Origin of the sequence: Allorhodopirellula solitaria, assembly GCF_007859855.1 — a bacterium.
Taxonomy (GTDB): Bacteria; Planctomycetota; Planctomycetia; order Pirellulales; family Pirellulaceae; genus Rhodopirellula; species Rhodopirellula solitaria.
This window is the reverse complement of sequence record NZ_SJPK01000004.1, coordinates 43,102-59,737: the sequence shown is the minus strand read 5'-3', so window position 1 is coordinate 59,737 and position 16,636 is coordinate 43,102. Positions and strand designations below refer to the sequence as shown.

Genomic DNA, 16,636 nt, shown 5'->3' with positions numbered 1-16,636 from the left:
CTCGTCCACTACGACAGAAATTGATCGTGCGTTGCTTCGTCATCACAGTTGCTTAGTCATCACGCTACGGGGGCGTCACGCGGCCCGGGCGTCACGCGGCGCGGACAAACTTCTTCAAGACTTCCTTGCAGACAGTGTCGATATTGCGAGCCGTGACGGCTTTCCAGAGATGCCGGCGAGTGATCCCACGCGGGGTCAGTTTGCCCGCTTCGATGTGAATGTACTTCATTTCGTCGCCGTCTCGCAAAACGTAATAGGCGAGCTGGGCAGCCCCGGAACGATCTTTGGGTTCGAGTTGATCTTGCTCGAGCAGACGCCAAAACTCGTCGACGTTAGGCGGCGTGTAGGCGACGCCGAGGGCATCGTAGAACGACGGCCCCAACATAATCGAAGGCTTGCCGGCCCAGCATGCTTCGACACCGACCGTCGAGTTGAACGCGACGATGACGTCGGACTGATCGATCATCTCATAGGTATTCGCGACGTCCGTGGGCCCGAAAACCCGCACGTTGGGCAGTTGCTCGACGGGATCAAACCCGCTGCGGATGTCACTCTTGATACCGGCCTGATTGGGGTGGAAGCGAATCAGGAATAAGGTTTCGGGAAATCGCTCGCACGTTTCTCGCATCACCTGGTAGTCGGGTGGGAAGGGCGACTTCCAACTCTTCCCGAGCGATTCGAACTCGTCCTGGCTACTCAAGAAGACGCTGACCAATCGGGTATAGCCCTCTCGAGAGGGCATTTCAAATGAATCGCTCTGCGAACTCGCGAATCGATTCAACCGCGGCCGTCGCCGACCGTCGTAAAACTGGGTCGCCAGGTCGAGATCGACGGGCAGGGTGCGGATTCGGGCCTGCACCCCGTGTCGGTCGTGCGGTGTGTGCCCGGGAAAAACGAGCGGGCGTTTGTTGGCGTTCACCTCGAGCGTCGTGAACGGAATCCCCAGACGCTTGGCGACCAATAGCCCGGATTTGCTGCACGCATGCCGGCCGTTGAACACTTCAAAACGGTCCGGTGAAATCGACGACATGAGCCGAAACATGTCTGCATGCAGCCGCAGCGCGGTGCCGTAGATTTGGCGTTTGATGCGTTGCAAGGATGCGATTTTCTTAATGTCTCGCGGCAGGATGCGAAATGTCGAAATCAGACCACTGAGCACACCTTCCACGAGTTCCTTGCGCTGCGACAACGGCACGTCAGCTGTCGAGAGCGGAGCGTCGGCGGACGGGTTTTTGCTAGCTGCACCGGCCAATCCGATCGTATGCAACTGCATGCCCGAGGCAGTCTCCTCGACCCAAGAACGACACAGGCGACAGACAATGGAGCTGCCGGACTGATTGCAAACACAGGAACCACCCTCGGCTGCGCAGTAGGTCACCGTGACCTCATTTCCCTCATCCTGCAGTTCTTTGGCGCGTGCCAGGGCCACCAACATATTCTTCCGCCACAACGGATAACCGACGTGAACGACTACTTTTTCCATCTTCATGCGTCCCATTCATCGGAGCGATGTCATGGTGGATGCCATGACCGCGCAAGCAACCATGAGCCTATCCGACCGCGCGACTTCATCCGCTGAGCAGCGCGTCCAATCTTTCGTTAAGTAGCCTGTTGATACAGAATTGGGCTTGCCATGGAAAGACAGTTTTCCAGCCAAAACGGGCTGGCGGCCGCGATTAGAAGTTACACCACAGGCACTCTGTTTTCTTTTCTTTGGCCGCACCGGCTGCCGCTTTGTTGTCGATCATCATCTCGTGCCGGGTCCAGTTGTGTTTCTGCTCCCACTTGGTATAGAGATCGCTCGGGTAGCCGCTCAGCATGAACTTGCCCTGGACTGCAGCGAGCGTCTCGAGCAACTGCTCGTGCTCGACTTCGCTCATCTCAAAAGCGTATTCGCCGGTGGTCGCCCGCGATTCGTGTACGTAGGGAGGGTCGCAATAGAAGAGAGTGTTGGCGCCATCTTGTTTGCGAATCACGTCGGTGGCTTTCTGATTCAGGATGACGACGCCTTGCAATCGATCATGCACGTCGGCCAATCCGCTGACGACATTGAGCCACGCGGAGGCCTGCTCGTTGATCCGGCTCCGGGTGCGATTTCTCGACAGGGTCGCAAAATCCTTCATCAGCCCCTGGCGGGATTGACGGGCGAGAATGAAGAACTGGATCGCGCGATCCAGTGCCGTGGCATCGCTACTGTCAGTTTTCGAGAGTTCCAGAGCCCGTTCAAACTCGGCTTCACTAAACGGCGTCATCTCCATCCGCTGCCGGAACGCATCGAAGTCCGCAGGGTCTTGGAGCACTCGCCAGAAATTGATCAGCTCGCCATGCAGATCGTTAACAACCTCGCTGCTGCCCTTGAGGGCGGAGGGCAATTTCTCATCGCCAGTGGCCATCCAGTCGCGGCTCGGATCGCGGGCCAAGAAAATTCCGCCACCGCCGAAGAAAGGCTCGACATAGTGCAGATGCGGCGGCATCAATCCCACGATCCATTTCCGCAGGTAGTACTTCCCGCCGTGCCACTTTAAAGGCTGAGTCAATCTCGCCATCTATCCTTTTCGCCCGCAAAAATCCAGTGTGTCTCAATCGCTTCAGGAAAACGTTCCCAGTGGTACGCGGCCCACTCAATCCACGGGCTATTCTCTGAAACCGCTACGCGGTAGGAGAACCACTGCGAGGATCCCGACGGGGATCAGCAAAGAATAGCTGCAGGCAACCGAAACGCCATCCCCAGACACCGATTTCCAGACACCGATTTCCAGACACCGATTTCCAGACACCCGCGCCTCAACGGGCAACGCTGTGAAGCATTTTTTTCTGGGGAGAAAGGCCCCGCAGGTTGTCTAGCACAATAGATCGTCTAGGTCCGAGGCCGATGCTGCCAGAGAGAAGGATGAAGATCTCAGCACCTATCTGCTCCGGCGCTACTTAGCGAACCGGAGCTGGGGTCTCTTCTTCGGGCGTGGCGGCAGTCTGCTCGGCAGGTTCCCCGCCCAGAATTTTCGCCATTTGCTCACCATTCTCGAAATCGAGGACCATCGGTGGTTCTTCAGGGCTCATTTCCAGTACGAGCCCGGAGATTTTCCAACCATCAGATTGCTTCATTACCGACCACACGACCTGGTAGGTCTGCGGTCCGCTGGCGGTTTCGTCTGTCTCCTCAGCCGCTGCCGGTTCGGTCCAGATACAGTGTACCAATCGACCGGTGACAGGTTCTCCCGCGTCATTCGTGTCGATCGGCATCGGTGTGCTCCGCGTGACCTCAAACTGAGCATCGGGAGATCCGATCGGTTGGACAACCTGGCCGATTCGCTGAAGTTCCGACTGAGCCCGGTCGGTTAGCAGAGACATGGCATTGTGATTTTCACCGCCGCGGCGGATTCGGTCGAGAAAATGGCTCACCACGGCTTCGGCCTCGGATGCCTGCTCGGGGGACTGTTCGACCGCGACGGTTGCAGTCGGAGCTGGCGTGCTGGCGGTTTCCTGTTTGCTGCAACCTGCTTGCCCAGCGGCAATGGCGATCACGAACAAACATCCGCAATGGAAGAATTGACGCTTCATTTGATTGGCTACCGTCGAGAATCCAGTGGTGGGTCGGGGGAATTTTGCGATCGATCCCATCGATCTCACCAGTCGTTTACGGCATGGTTGGCGTCGCGGTCAAGATCGAATCGGCCGATCCCTTCGACGCCCCCCTCCGAGGGAGTGGCTGGTGCTCGCGGATTGACCTGTCGCCTGTTACGTTGTTTCATGGTTCCCGTTAATCGAACTCTGTTAGGAAAATCAGCATGAACGTCAACGAATATTTCGACGGAAAAGTCAAGTCAATCGGCTTTGAGAACAGCGAAGGACGCGTCACCTCCGGTGTGATGTCGGCCGGCGAGTATGAGTTTGCCACGAGCGAACATGAGCTGATGAAAGTTGTCTCGGGCACGATGTCGGCCAAGCTGCCAGGCAAGGATGACTACGAGGACTTCACCAGCGGCCAAGAATTCAAGATTGCTGCCGACATGAAGTTTCAGGTGCGTGTGAGCGAGCCGACGGCGTACCTCTGCTTCTATCGGTAAAGCAACGTTCGTGTCTGCGGCCTCGTCTGCCCAAGGATCTGGTGTGATTCCCACGCGTATTGCGATTGTAGGCGGAGGCCTGTCCGGCTTAGCAACGGGCGTGCATCTGCGATTGCTGGCCGATTCGGAGGGCGTCCCGCTCGAAATCACCTTGTTCGAGTCGTCCGGTAGAACGGGTGGTGTGATCCAGAGCGAGCACCTGGTCGGCCGCGGCGGCACTGAATTTGTCATCGACCATGGCGCCGACATGTTCGCCACGGAGCCCCCTGCGGCCATCGATCTCTGCCAACGACTCGATGTAGCCGCCCAACTCATTCGGCCTCAACTCGAGGGCCGTGGCGCGATGATCGCCTGTGGGCGCCGCTTAGTGCCTATCCCCGATGGGTTTGTGTTGATGCGGGCGACTAAGTTGATGTCGATGCTGACCACGCCGCTGCTCTCGCCCGGTGGCAAACTGCGTCTGCTCGCCGAGCGATTTGTGGCCCCGCGAGATCCATCGCTCGAAGATGAGAGCGTCGGTTCGTTCGTCGCCCGGCGACTGGGCCGCGAATGCCTCGACAATATCGTCGCTCCGCTCGTCGCGGGTATCTACACCGCTGACGTGGATCGGCTGAGCATGGCGGCAACAATGAAACCGCTGTGGGACATGGAGACGCGCGACGGCTCACTCGCTCGAGCAACGCTGCGCCGCAAACGCTCCGGCGACGATGCGACAGAGCGAAATAGCAGCGGGGCCCGATACGAGCGATTCCGCGCTTTTCCCGGCGGCATGATCGAGCTAACCCATGCACTAGCAGCACGCCTCGGGCACGAAAACATCCGCCTGAACAGTCCCGTGGACTCACTAGAAAACACCGCCAACGGAATTCAAGTCGGTCCGACGGGCGAGCTTTTCGATCATCTCATTTTGGCGTCGCCCGCACCGGTATCGGCCAACCTGCTCAGCTCGCTGATGGCGTCGACAGCCGATCCACTCCAGTCCAACGCGTTGGATACGGCGGCGACACAGCTCCGGTCGATCCGCTACGCATCGACCGCCATCGTCGTCTTGGCGGTGCCCCGCGAAGCCATCGCTAGAATGCCGCAGACGTTCGGCTTCGTCGTGCCGCCGAGTGAACAGCGAGAGATTCTGGCAGGCAGTTTCGCCAGTGAAAAATTCAGTGGCCGAGCGCCTCGCGATCATGTGATCGTACGGGCCTTCGTCGGCGGTGCTTTGCATCCGGAAATCCTGCAAAAACAGGACGACGAGATCGTCGAGATCGTCGCCCAAGAACTCGGCGAGATCATCGGCTTGGATCAATCGAGAGGCGTGCACGAGGTTGCCGCCTTGGTGAAAGTCATCCGTTGGAATCATGCGATGCCGCAATACGAAGTGGGGCATCTCAAAAAAGCTACTGAGATTGAGTCCGCCATCAGCCAAATCACCAACGTGGACCTAGCGACTAACGCCTACGGAGGCGTGGGAATCGCGCCAGTGATCGCGGCAGCCCAAGCACGTGCGCGACGGATCATCGAGTCGCTTAAATAAGAACGTGCTCGGTCGCTTCTTCGTCCACTCTGATCCTCTCTACTTCTCGACAACCACACAGGATTCATCCATGTCGCACTCGATGTTTGACAATTATCCACTCAAGGACGTGACGCTGCGAAATCGAATCGCGGTGTCGCCGATGTGCATGTATTCATCGGAGGACGGTTTCCCCACAGATTGGCACTTGGTTCACTTGGGGTCTCGCGCTGTCGGCGGTGCGGGACTGGTAATCATGGAAGCGACCGCGGTATCGCCAGATGGTCGCATCAGCCCCGGCGACAGCGGCATCTACACCGACGCTCATGTCGAGCCGTTTGCGCGGATCGCAGATTTCATGAAACAGCAAGGAGCAGTGCCCGGGATCCAAATCGCACATGCTGGCCGCAAAGCAAGTGCGCAGAAATCTTGGGAAGGTGGTGCACACATCGGGGCAAGCGAGGGCGGTTGGGAGACCATCGCACCTTCAGCGATTTGCTTCGGCGACAAGCTGGACAAGGTTCCTGCCGCTATGACACTCGACGACATCGCGCGGGTGAAGGCGGACTTCGTCGCGGCAGCCCAGCGTTCTCTGGCAGCAGGTTTTCAATGGCTGCAAGTGCACTTTGCTCACGGCTATCTGGCACACGAATTCTATTCGCCGCTATCAAATCAACGCACCGATCAATATGGTGGCAGCTTCGACAACCGCATTCGCTTCCTCATGGAAACCTTTGCAGCGGTTCGCGAGGTGTGGCCTGAGCGATTGCCCATCACCGTTCGCCTATCCGTCACGGACTGGGTGGACGGAGGCGTTACGCTGGAGGAGTCAATCGACCTGATCGGCCGCTTGAAATCCGCTGGGCTGGATATGATTGACGTCAGTCACGGGATGAACACCCCTGATATTGCCAACATCCCCAGCGAACCTGGGTTCATGATCCCGTACGCAGGAAGAATCCGCCGAGAGGTCGATATCCCGACAACGGCGAGCTGGTTGATCACACAAGCAGAACAGGCCGAAGCCGCGATCCAACGCGAGCAATTGGACGTGGTAACCTTGGCACGTGAGATGTTGCGCGACCCCTACTGGCCCTACCACGCCGCTGAAGAACTGGGAGTGGACGTTGCCCAGGATCTCCTACCCATCCAATATGCTCGGGCGGTCTGAGGATCGATCGGCTGAACGAATACCCATGTCTGATATGATCGCCACAGCACTCGGACGCGGGTGCCGTGACGACGCTCACTCATTTGATTGAGGAATAAGATGCCGCGGAAGATTCGTCCGATGAGGGCCTATGACACTATCCCTCATGACAACGGTCACTACCGAGTGTTAGTGGATCGAATATGGCCTCGCGGCGTCAGTAAAGAGGCTCTTGAACTGGACGAGTGGTTAAAAGTTCTCGCGCCGAGCACAGAGCTGCGCAAGTGGTTCGATCACGATCCCGAACGCTGGGATGAATTTCGCCAGCGTTATTTCGATGAACTCAAAGACGCTCAAGACCATGTTTCCCAAATGATCGAGGATGCAGGCAAGCGGACAATTTTGCTGCTCTACGGGGCCAAGGATGAGGACCACAATCAAGCGGTAGCTCTGAAGGAGTGGATCGAGAACCATGATGCGAAATGGGATTCATGACTCCATTTGATTCAGTTCCAAACCCGGCACAACGGATGAAAGCAATGATGGGAACACGCACGAGACTAAACCTCATCGGGGTAGTGACGTTCTTATCGCTCGCAATGGCCCCACCCCTGCCGGACTCGGCGGTCGCCCAGACGACCACTCGTCAAGTTGAGGTTCTCACGCGAGGCGTGGTTGCGGTTCCTGACGAAACGGGTGGGGTCTTGATCAGTTGGCGACTGCGAATTGACGACCCAGAAGACATTGCATTTGACGTCTACCGACAGAGCGATGGTGAGCCCGAGCGAATCAACGACGTACCGATCACGGAGGCCACCTGCCTGATGATCCCTCCGGACGAGGTTTTATCGGACTCACGTTACTTTGTCCGCCCCGTTGTCGAGGGCGTCGAGGGCGAGTCATCGCAGGCGGCCGCGGTGTGGCAGGACGGCTTTCTTGAGATTCCGCTGCAGCCGCTCGCGGGCTACCGCCCGGGCGACGCATCGGTGGGTGACCTCGATGGCGATGGTCAATACGAGATCGTTGTCCATCGCCAGGGACGGACTCACGACAATTCACACTCGGGGATCACCGACCCAGCAATCCTGGAGGCCTACGAACTGGATGGAACCCGTTTGTGGCGGATCGATCTCGGCCGCAACATCCGAGACGGCGAACACTACACCCAGTTCATGGTCTATGACCTCGATGGTGACGGTCGCGCCGAAGTCGCGTGCAATACCGCCGACGCAACCCGCGATGGGACCGGAAAGGTCATCGGCGATGCAGATGCCGATTGGCGGACGGTCGATCCCCAGTCGCGCTCCTACGGTCGGATCCTCCAAAGTCCGGAATTCTTGACCGTCTTCGACGGGCAGACTGGCAAGGCGATGCAAACAGTAGACTATTTTCCGACTCGTGATCCCATCGATGGTTGGGGAGGCATCGGCGGCAATGGCGGGAACGATGATTACGGAAACCGCTGCGACCGGTTTCTGGCTTGTGTCGCCTATCTGGATGGCGTCCGGCCCAGTCTCGTGATGTGTCGCGGTGTGTACGGGCGCACGGTTCTAGCCGCGTGGGATTGGCGAGACGGAGAATTGACACAGCGTTGGGTATTCGATTCCGGGATCAGCTATCCACCATATACCGACGCGTCGCCGTATTCCGGGATGGGTGGCCATTCGCTGTCGGTGGCGGATGTGGACGATGACGGATGCGATGAAATTGTTTATCAAGCCATGGTGATCGACGATGATGGCCAGGGTCTGTATTCGACCGGTTTGCGGCACGGGGACGCGGCTCATGTGGGCGATTGGATCCCCGACCGTCCTGGGTTGGAAGTATTTACCGTTCAAGAGAATGAAGAATCGACGGTTCGGTTCCAGACGCCCGGCGCGGCGATGCGTGACGCACGGACAGGGGAGATTTTATGGAGCCACAGCCCCGCCATCGACGTCGGCTCGGGACTGGTTGCCGATATCGATCCACGTTACCGAGGAAGTGAAGCTTGGGGCGGCCCGGGCGGATTGAGAACCTGTCGCGGCGAAGTGATCGGCCGCGCCCCGAGAGCGTCGCGTTTCGCGATCTGGTGGGACGGCGATCCACTGCGTGAACTGCTCGAAGGCTCACGCGTCCGTCGCTGGGACTGGCAAGCGGAACGGGAGTTCACGATCGCTGAGTTTCCAGCCCGAGGCGGACGCTACCCTTGCTTGATGGGCGACATCCTCGGTGATTGGCGAGAAGAGGTTCTCTTGCCGAGTCCCAATGGCCGCGCCTTGCGACTCTTCTCAACCAACATCCCAACCTCCCACCGCATACCGACACTTATGCAGAATCCGCAGTACCGACTCGGCATCACCTGGCAGAACGTTGTTTACAACAAGCCACCGCACCCGAGTTTTGACATGGCGGACGCGTTGGGCGAAAAGTGATCGCCCGGGCGTTTTCGGTCTGCCGGCAAATCAAGCATAATTCCAGCGGAAAGTTGAGAGCCTATTGGAGCGAAGCCCTACGCCTGCGAGGGTGAGTCGATTTCCCCGCTCGATGTTGGCCAGCGTGTTCATTCTTCCGGTGCGACGCCCCCTTTTCCAGTACGTACAGTACCTTGATTTCGCAGGCGGTTGAGCAGGCGACGGCCGGTGGTGCTCATCGGCAGATGCGTCAGTTCATCGGCAGTGTGGAATGACCATGGCGCAGGCGGCTTGGGACCGTGGCGCACCGCCTGATGAACCTGAAGCGTGATGCGGTACTTGGTAACCGCATGCTTCATGCTCAACAAGTGTTGACCGATTTTTAAACTGCCACCGACTTGATCGGATAACCATCCTGTGAACTCGGTAAGGTCCTGAGCTTCGGGAGGACCGGCTTTGGGAAAATCCCACATCCCCGCGAATCGTGCTCCCGGGGGAATCTGACGGACCAACCAGCGGCCTGCTGAATCGCGAATCACAGCCGCGTACTCGGTGCGTGACTCGTAAATGATCTTGGCGGATTTAACAGGGATCTCCGATTGCCATCCCCGAGCGTAGGCCACACAAGACTTCGCCAGCGGACAGATCAAGCATTTGGGGTCGCGCGGGGTGCAGATGAGAGCGCCGAGTTCCATGGCGGCCTGATTGACGGCGGCCGGTCCGGTTTGGCGATCGCTGACTGCCGTTTTCCGCGGCAAGAGTTTTTCTGCGAACGACCACAGCAGAGCTTGTGACTGTTTTTCATCGACGGGAGCTTTCAAACCGATCAGTCGGCTGAAGACGCGTAGCGTGTTGCCCTCGAGGATCGGCAACCGCTGATTCGACGAGATCGAAAGGATCGCGCCAGCGGTATAGCGTCCAATTCCCGGCAGGCTCAGGGCGTCCTCATACTGCAGCGGGAACTCTCCACCATGCTCGGCAACGATGTGCTTGGCGGCCGCCTGCATGCTGCGGGCACGGCGGTAGTAGCCGAGCCCTTCCCACATCCGCATTAGCTCATTTTCATTGGCCTCAGCGAGAGCAGTGGCGTCGGGGTACTTTTCGATGAAACGCTGAAAGTAGGGCAGGACCGTGGCAATTTGTGTCTGCTGGCACATGATTTCGCTAACCCACACTCGATAGGGAGTGGGCTGTTCTCGCCACGGCAGGTCGCGGGCAGCGGAGGCGAACCAGTCAACCAATCGCGCACGCATCCGCGACCGCCGGCGGGCATCTGGGATCAGATCCGTTATCAGCGGCGGGCTTCGATCTTGCTCGGACGCTCCAGCCGCTCGGCTCACGACAGGTCGAGCTTCCCGAGCTCGGCAGTGGTCTCATGCGCGACACCACGGCGTTGGTAACGAATGTTGATTTCCGTGCCCGGCAGGTGAGCGTCGATGGCCTTTTGTAGATCCTTGAACTTCTTCACCGTCGTGCCATCGATCTCAACGACGACATCGCCGGGCATCAAGCCAGCTCTCTCCGCCGCTTGGCCCGGGACGACCTCCAGGATCAAACATTCGCTTAGATTATTGTCGCATTTAACACCGAGGAATCCACCTTGTTTGAATACGATCTCAAGCCCTGGAACCGCTTGCTGCAACGCCGTCACGCGCTCGACGGGAGCCGAGGTACCGTTGAGAGTGAGCGAAACACGGATCGGCAAGGTCGCGAGCTGATCGATCAGCTCACCATTCATCGGCACGTAGCGCAGTTCGAGGTGGCGAAGTTCGGCGATGTCGCCGAGCTGGGCGAGTTCGCTAGCGTCGAGCTCGCCCTCGAGCAACAGGAGCGTTCTGAGATCGGGCATCTGCACGACCCCCGACAATACGTTCTTCTGGATCGACGTCCCTTTGACACGCACGTAGTCGATATTGTCGACCCACTGCAGCAGGCCCAATACCGCCGGGTCGCCTTGAAACCCATCGTCGACTTCGACGATTCGCCGCTGTTGACTGATCGAGCCGATGGTTGTGTCGGCAATGCCAATGAACACTCCTTCGGCGCCGAGTAACTCGACCGCCTGAGCGCGACGAACATCGCGGACTTCGTTGATGGCCACTTTAGCGCGCGTTCCGCGACTCCCCCCATCGTCGGAGATCTGCAGCAATTCCTCCCAGGCGTCGCCACCCGCCGAGGGGGGAGCTCCATCCTGCTGTTGTGATTGGGTCGCCGCGAGGATCGGTGCCCGCGCGGCAATCTCCTGGAGGATACCGAGTACCCGCTCGGTGGACTCGAGATCCCCTGAATCCAGTTCGGAAGCAAGTTGTTTCACGGCGGGCTCGCCCACTTTGGTCAGCCGCGTCGTGGCTCGTTTGCGTCGCAGGTAGGAATCGCTGGAGAGATCGTCGACCCATCTCGCGATTTCGGCGGCAGGGGGAGCGGCCGACACGCCCTCGGGATCCGATTCGCTCTCGGATGAGGTCGCTGCAGACGAGGCCGGAGCGTCTTCGCCACAGGCAGGCGCCAGCCATGCGTTTCCGCTGCACAGGCCCAAGATGCTCCAGCACGCCACGGTAAAAATGACTCGCGGCGAGGGGTTAAGAACGGCTATCACAAGATTTTCGCTGGAGTGGAGGCAGGCGGGCGGACACGGGAGGAAGGGGAGTGCGTTCGCGCCGTGCTAATCGATTCCTCGGGTATCAGCAACGGCACCGCCATACTATTCTAACGCATACTCAGGTCTGACCAACATCACCTCTCACGCGTCGCTAGGTCCATGAATTCGATCCTTCGCCAAAACCTCTCGCTCGGTATGATTATCGCGCTGCTCGCGGGAGCCAGCCTTCTCGCCATGACATCGGTTACGGCACAGGACATACCTTCGGGCTCAGCAGAAGTTTCTTCAACGGACAATCAGACGGCCGAGACCACCATTGGGCTGGGATCCGACATCGCGGTGGCCCAGGACGAGCTAACGCCGGAGACCCTCAAACGCGAGATTGACGCTGCTGCTCTGGCGGGACACAACGCCTGGATGCTGGTCTCCTGTGCTCTCGTCTTGTTCATGACCGCCCCCGGCCTGGCGATGTTTTATGGTGGTTTGGTAAGGCGAAAAAACGTGCTCAGCGTCATGATGCAGTGCATCTTCCTGATGGGCATGATGACCGTACTATGGGCACTCTATGGATACTCACTCGCCTTCGGCGGCTCAGGTGGCTGGATCGGCAATACGGACTATTTGTTCATGAATGGGGTCCAGCGGAGTTGGGACGAAGCAGCCGGAGCGGCCTTCACACCGATGGAAGGTGCGATTCCCCGCATCACTCACATGCTTTTCCAAGGGATGTTTTTCATCATCACACCTGCTCTGATCTGCGGCGCCTTTGCCGAGCGAATGAAATTCAGTGCGATGGTGATTTTCTCCATTCTCTGGGGCACATTCATCTATTGCCCCCTCTGTCACTGGGTCTGGGACGAAGGGCCACTGGCCTATGGCGCCGGCGGCATCGCCGGTGGTGCGTTAGATTTCGCCGGCGGCACGGTCGTTCACATCAGCAGTGGGATCTCGGCTCTCGTCGCTGCACTGCTGATCGGCCCCCGGATGGGATACCCCAGCGAACCGCTGCAGCCGCACAATTTGACCTACACGGTTCTCGGGGCGGCGATGTTGTGGGTGGGATGGTTCGGTTTCAATGCGGGCAGCGGTCTGCTGTCCGATGAGATGTCCAGCAGCGCGTTCATGGTGACTCACTTTTCAGCTGCCGCAGGAGCGGTTGCCTGGGCGGTCGCCGAATGGATCTCACTCGGAAAACCCACCGTTCTCGGCGCCAGCAGCGGTGCTGTGGCAGGCTTGGTCTGCATCACTCCCGCCGCTGGATTCGTGCTAGCGATGCCAGCTCTCATCATGGGCGCCGCAGCCGGTTTGACGTGCTTCTACTCGTGTTCACGGCTCAAGCACATGTTCGGTTATGACGACGCGCTCGATGCCTTTGGCGTGCACGGTGTCGGAGGCACGCTCGGGGCCGTGCTGACCGGGGTCTTCGCTTCTCGCGCGGCCGTTGACGTCAGCGGCGGCACACCGATTGGACTGATCGAATCGGGCGGCAATCCCGCCCTCTTGATCGGACAGATCGTGGCCGTTGTGATCACTTTCATTTTTGCCGCCATCGGCAGCCTGATCTTGCTCAAGGGGATCGACATCGTTGTCGGTTTGCGAGTACCCGCAGAGAGCGAACAACGGGGCCTCGACATCACCGACCATGGCGAGGAAGGCTACCAGTTCGCGTGAGCGACGCCCGGGCATTCGATCCCCCTGGTTTGCCAACAACCGGGGGCGATCAGAACGGCCGAGTGAACGGTACGGTGCCCAGCGGCAAACGGTCTGGCTGCTTCTGGCTGTTCTTGATTGGGCCGCTCGCACTGATCGCAATCTTGGTGATCGCCGGAAAGCCTCAGTCAGGTACCGCAAAAACGGCGGCTGAGGCTCCGATGGACCTTCCCGCCGACGCGACCGACATCACGTATTACCTGGGAAACGCGTGGCCACTTCGCTGCTACGACTTCCAGACCTCCGAGGCTGCGTTCTTGCAGTGGGCGTCCGACTCGAGCATGGTGCCCGCAGGGCGATCTGGCCATCAGATCGTCGCGCCCGTGCTGGGACCTTCCGGCGAGATTCAGTTTGAGCCGATCCCGCCGGGAAACTACATCTACTTTTCCTGGTCGGAAGATGATCGCGGTGAGCACGCGGCCTACGACACCGAGACAGGACATGCGTACTACCTCGCTCACAGCCGCTGACGGCAGAGCGTGCCGTCATGGTGTCGTGTCCGCCACACGGGCCGTCGATTGAGTGAGCCGAGACGCGTCAGGAACGCCGGAGTAATAGGTGTCGTATTGGACGAAGCAACGAGCTGTTGAATCCCCAGAAGCATCCCGTCAGGGATGATAGAGAATAGCCGTAGGACAGCGCAGCGCCATCTACGGTGTCTCGTTGGTCGTGGAACGTCGACCCGAAGTGGGTCGCAGATCCCGTCGGATGAACCCAAAAAAAGCCGGAAACTTGCGTTTCCGGCTTTCGCTGTTTCGCTTGCTAGAAGCTCGTGATTAACGGGCTCCGGCGAGCTCTTCTTTCTTCCGTTCGGCGATGATGTCCTCTTGGATGTTGCTCGGTGTTTGAGCGTACTTGGCGAGTTCCATCGTGAACGTCCCTTGACCTTGCGTCATGCTGCGAAGGTCGGTCGCGTAACCGAAGGTTTCCGCCAAGGGGACTTCAGCGATGATCACCGTCATGCCTTCGTTGGTGTCGTTGCTGATCATGATTCCTCGTCGACGAATAACGTCACCGGTGACGGTACCTTGGAAGTCCTCGGGGACTTCGATTTCGACCTTCATGATCGGCTCGAGCAGTTTCGGAGCGGCTTGCTTAAAGTACTCCCGGAAGCAACCTTGAGCGGCGGTATAGAACGCCTTTTCGCTCGAGTCAACTTCGTGGTAGCTACCGTCGGTTAGCTCGATCCGTGTTCCCACCACGGGGAACTCGGCCACAGGACCTTTGCCGAGGCTATCTCGGAAGCCTTTTTCCACAGCAGGGATGTACTGCTTAGGAATCCGGCCACCGACAATTTTCTCTTCAAACTCGAAGCTGTCTTCGCTGTCGGACTCGATCGGGGTCAAGGAACCCTTGATATGAGCGAACTGGCCCGAACCACCGGTTTGCTTCTTGTGCTTGTAATCGAAAGTGACGGCCTTGGTCGGGCTCTCGCGGTAGGACACCTTCGGTGCCCCCACTTCGATTTCGACGCCGTATTCACGGCGAATGCGTTCGATGTAGATATCCAGGTGCAACTCGCCCATGCCCGAGATCAGGATCTCGTTGGTTTCGTCGTCCGTGTAGACGCTGAAGGTAGGGTCTTCCTTGCGGAAACGCTGCAGTGCTTTGCCCATCTTGTCGCCATCGCCGCGGTTGAGCGGATTGACAGCGATCTTGATGACGGGCTCGGGAACGAACATGGACTCGAGCGTGCAGTAGTCACGTTCGGTGCAGTAGGTATCACCCGAGGCACAATCGATACCCATGACGGCGACGATGTCACCGGCCGAGGCGGAATCGATTTCCTCGCGTTTCTCACTATGCATCCGCACGATCCGGCTGAAGCGTTCCTTCTTGCCGGTCCGTTGGTTGGTGTAAGCTTCGCCCTTCTTGATCGTGCCCTGATAGACACGCATGAACGTCAACTGACCGAAGGGATCTTCGACAATCTTGAACGCCATGCCCACGAAGGGTTTCTCTGGATCAGGAAGCAGTTCAATCCGCTTGGCCTCATCAGCGGGATCGCGGCCGTGAATCTCACGATCCAGTGGGCTGGGCAGGTACTGCGTGATAGCGTCGAGCAGGGGTTGGACACCCTTGTTCTTGTAAGCACTACCCATGTACACGGGGGTGGCACCGTTGAGCACAGCCTGCCGCATGGTCTTGTAGATCATGTCTTTGGAGACTTCTTCTTCGCTGAGCAGCAACTCCATGACTTCGTCGCTGTAGTTCGACAGCGAATCGAGCATGTTGATGCGAGCGTCGGCGGCTTCGTCCTGCAGATCATCGGGGATGTCCGAGGTGATGACTTTCTCGCCCTGCTCGCCATCGAAGGTGTACGCTTTCATTTCGATCAAATCGACAACGCCGCGGAAGTTTTCTTCCGCCCCGATGGGGAGTTGAGCCAAGAACGCATCGGCGCCGAGTTTTTCACGGAGCTGCTCAACGACGCGGCGCGGGTTCGCACCGGTGCGGTCCATCTTATTGATGAATGCCAAGCGGGGGATTTGGTAGCGTTTCATTTGCCGGTCGACGGTGATCGATTGGCTTTGCACGCCACCGACACTGCAGAGCACGAGAATGGCTCCGTCGAGAACGCGCAGGCTACGCTCGACTTCGACGGTAAAGTCGACGTGACCGGGCGTGTCGATCAGGTTGATATGGAAGCCTTGGTACTGGACCGTCGTGGCAGCACTGGTGATCGTGATCCCACGCTCTTTTTCCAGTTCCATATGATCCATCGTCGCGCCGTCGCCGCCACCGCGAACGTCTTCGATTTTGTGAATCCGGCCGGTGTAGAACAGGATCCGTTCGCTCAGGGTCGTCTTGCCCGAATCGATGTGGGCACTGATACCAAGATTTCTGACTTTCTCCAACTTCATGCTACATTCACCTAGGCTGACGCACACACTCGATCGCTGAAACCCCGGGATGCAACAAACGGCTGCATCAAGAAAAAAACCGGCGGCTTGCGAGGCTGAACGCCTCGATCGTCGTGGTGTGGAAGGTTAAAATTCGATTCACCGTTTTAGGTGCGCGCGAAGCAGAAATATCGCAAAGGTGGGGCGGATCGAAAAGCCCAAAACCAACAAATCGGTTGCAGATTGTCAGCAATTGGCGGGCCACCGGTTGATTCTTATCCGCTAGGAATGTCTTCATCAGGGTTGGTTTCGTTCGGTTCGCAACCACGGCGGTGCCGGCAACGAGGCGACTGCGGTAGATTCTACGACA

At 58.4% G+C, this 16,636-nt stretch carries 14 protein-coding genes; 7 read left to right on the top strand and 7 right to left on the bottom strand.

Annotated features, from left to right (window positions below; genetic code table 11):
* Positions 1 to 91: 91 nt before the first annotated feature.
* From CA85_RS09095 to CA85_RS09085, 3 genes are all read right to left on the bottom strand, one after another.
* Positions 92 to 1,489 carry a capsular polysaccharide export protein, LipB/KpsS family gene (locus tag CA85_RS09095; RefSeq protein ID WP_186774831.1) on the bottom strand — a complete coding sequence of 466 codons (1,398 nt, stop codon included), beginning with the start codon at positions 1,487 to 1,489 and terminating at the stop codon, positions 92 to 94.
* Between the two features lie 187 nt (positions 1,490 to 1,676).
* Positions 1,677 to 2,546, bottom strand: a complete 870-nt coding sequence (locus tag CA85_RS09090; protein ID WP_146391039.1) for a DNA adenine methylase — start codon at positions 2,544 to 2,546, stop codon at positions 1,677 to 1,679.
* Positions 2,547 to 2,925: 379 nt separating this feature from the next.
* The gene (locus tag CA85_RS09085) at positions 2,926 to 3,558 is read right to left on the bottom strand and encodes a hypothetical protein (protein WP_146391038.1); all 633 of its coding nucleotides are present in this window, start codon (positions 3,556 to 3,558) and stop codon (positions 2,926 to 2,928) included.
* A 227-nt stretch (positions 3,559 to 3,785) separates the two neighbouring features.
* Here CA85_RS09085 and ppnP point away from each other — a divergent pair, with 227 nt between their 5' ends.
* The 5 genes from ppnP to CA85_RS09060 all read left to right on the top strand — a co-directional run bounded on the left by ppnP (position 3,786) and on the right by CA85_RS09060 (position 9,135).
* Positions 3,786 to 4,064 carry a pyrimidine/purine nucleoside phosphorylase gene (gene ppnP, locus CA85_RS09080; protein WP_146391037.1) on the top strand — a complete coding sequence of 93 codons (279 nt, stop codon included), beginning with the start codon at positions 3,786 to 3,788 and terminating at the stop codon, positions 4,062 to 4,064.
* A gap of 43 nt (positions 4,065 to 4,107) precedes the next feature.
* On the top strand, positions 4,108 to 5,592 hold the full coding sequence (gene hemG, locus CA85_RS09075; RefSeq protein ID WP_146391036.1) for a protoporphyrinogen oxidase: 1,485 nt from the start codon (positions 4,108 to 4,110) through the stop codon (positions 5,590 to 5,592).
* A gap of 70 nt (positions 5,593 to 5,662) precedes the next feature.
* A complete protein-coding gene (locus CA85_RS09070) occupies positions 5,663 to 6,742 on the top strand; it encodes an NADH:flavin oxidoreductase/NADH oxidase (RefSeq protein ID WP_146391035.1) in 1,080 nt (359 codons plus the stop codon).
* 99 nt (positions 6,743 to 6,841) lie between these two features.
* A complete protein-coding gene (locus tag CA85_RS09065) occupies positions 6,842 to 7,216 on the top strand; it encodes a DUF488 domain-containing protein (RefSeq protein WP_146391034.1) in 375 nt (124 codons plus the stop codon).
* Positions 7,217 to 7,320: 104 nt separating this feature from the next.
* Complete coding sequence (locus CA85_RS09060; RefSeq protein WP_146391033.1) at positions 7,321 to 9,135, top strand: rhamnogalacturonan lyase; 1,815 nt, start codon at positions 7,321 to 7,323, stop codon at positions 9,133 to 9,135.
* A gap of 128 nt (positions 9,136 to 9,263) precedes the next feature.
* Here CA85_RS09060 and mutY read toward each other — a convergent pair whose 3' ends face one another.
* On the bottom strand, positions 9,264 to 10,454 hold the full coding sequence (gene mutY / locus CA85_RS09055) for an A/G-specific adenine glycosylase (protein ID WP_246112633.1): 1,191 nt from the start codon (positions 10,452 to 10,454) through the stop codon (positions 9,264 to 9,266).
* Positions 10,451 to 11,710, bottom strand: a complete 1,260-nt coding sequence (locus CA85_RS09050) for a PDZ domain-containing protein (protein ID WP_246112632.1) — start codon at positions 11,708 to 11,710, stop codon at positions 10,451 to 10,453. Before CA85_RS09050 ends, mutY begins: the two co-directional genes overlap by 4 nt.
* A 162-nt stretch (positions 11,711 to 11,872) precedes the next feature.
* Here CA85_RS09050 and CA85_RS09045 point away from each other — a divergent pair, with 162 nt between their 5' ends.
* Both CA85_RS09045 and CA85_RS09040 read left to right on the top strand, forming a co-directional pair.
* Entirely contained in the window at positions 11,873 to 13,384 is a 1,512-nt protein-coding gene (locus CA85_RS09045) for an ammonium transporter (RefSeq protein WP_246112631.1), read from the top strand.
* A gap of 62 nt (positions 13,385 to 13,446) precedes the next feature.
* Positions 13,447 to 13,893, top strand: a complete 447-nt coding sequence (locus tag CA85_RS09040) for a hypothetical protein (protein ID WP_222435422.1) — start codon at positions 13,447 to 13,449, stop codon at positions 13,891 to 13,893.
* A 306-nt stretch (positions 13,894 to 14,199) separates the two neighbouring features.
* On the opposite strand, the gene fusA is transcribed toward CA85_RS09040, so the two are convergent.
* Together fusA and CA85_RS09030 are read right to left on the bottom strand one after the other, a co-directional pair.
* Entirely contained in the window at positions 14,200 to 16,287 is a 2,088-nt protein-coding gene (gene fusA / locus CA85_RS09035; RefSeq protein ID WP_146391031.1) for an elongation factor G, read from the bottom strand.
* A 67-nt stretch (positions 16,288 to 16,354) separates the two neighbouring features.
* Positions 16,355 to 16,564: a hypothetical protein gene (locus CA85_RS09030; protein ID WP_146391030.1), complete on the bottom strand. Its 210-nt coding sequence runs from the start codon at positions 16,562 to 16,564 to the stop codon at positions 16,355 to 16,357.
* Between the last annotated feature and the right edge of the window lie 72 nt (positions 16,565 to 16,636).

Coding starts and splice junctions, on each gene's coding strand:
- CA85_RS09090 (WP_146391039.1), bottom strand. CDS start 2,546: ATGGCGAGATTGACTCAGCCTTTAAAGTGGCACGGCGGGAAGTACTAC.
- fusA (WP_146391031.1), bottom strand. CDS start 16,287: ATGAAGTTGGAGAAAGTCAGAAATCTTGGTATCAGTGCCCACATCGAT.
- CA85_RS09085 (WP_146391038.1), bottom strand. CDS start 3,558: ATGAAGCGTCAATTCTTCCATTGCGGATGTTTGTTCGTGATCGCCATT.
- ppnP (WP_146391037.1), top strand. CDS start 3,786: ATGAACGTCAACGAATATTTCGACGGAAAAGTCAAGTCAATCGGCTTT.
- CA85_RS09060 (WP_146391033.1), top strand. CDS start 7,321: ATGGCCCCACCCCTGCCGGACTCGGCGGTCGCCCAGACGACCACTCGT.
- CA85_RS09045 (WP_246112631.1), top strand. CDS start 11,873: ATGAATTCGATCCTTCGCCAAAACCTCTCGCTCGGTATGATTATCGCG.
- CA85_RS09095 (WP_186774831.1), bottom strand. CDS start 1,489: ATGAAGATGGAAAAAGTAGTCGTTCACGTCGGTTATCCGTTGTGGCGG.
- CA85_RS09070 (WP_146391035.1), top strand. CDS start 5,663: ATGTCGCACTCGATGTTTGACAATTATCCACTCAAGGACGTGACGCTG.
- CA85_RS09030 (WP_146391030.1), bottom strand. CDS start 16,564: ATGAAGACATTCCTAGCGGATAAGAATCAACCGGTGGCCCGCCAATTG.
- CA85_RS09065 (WP_146391034.1), top strand. CDS start 6,842: ATGCCGCGGAAGATTCGTCCGATGAGGGCCTATGACACTATCCCTCAT.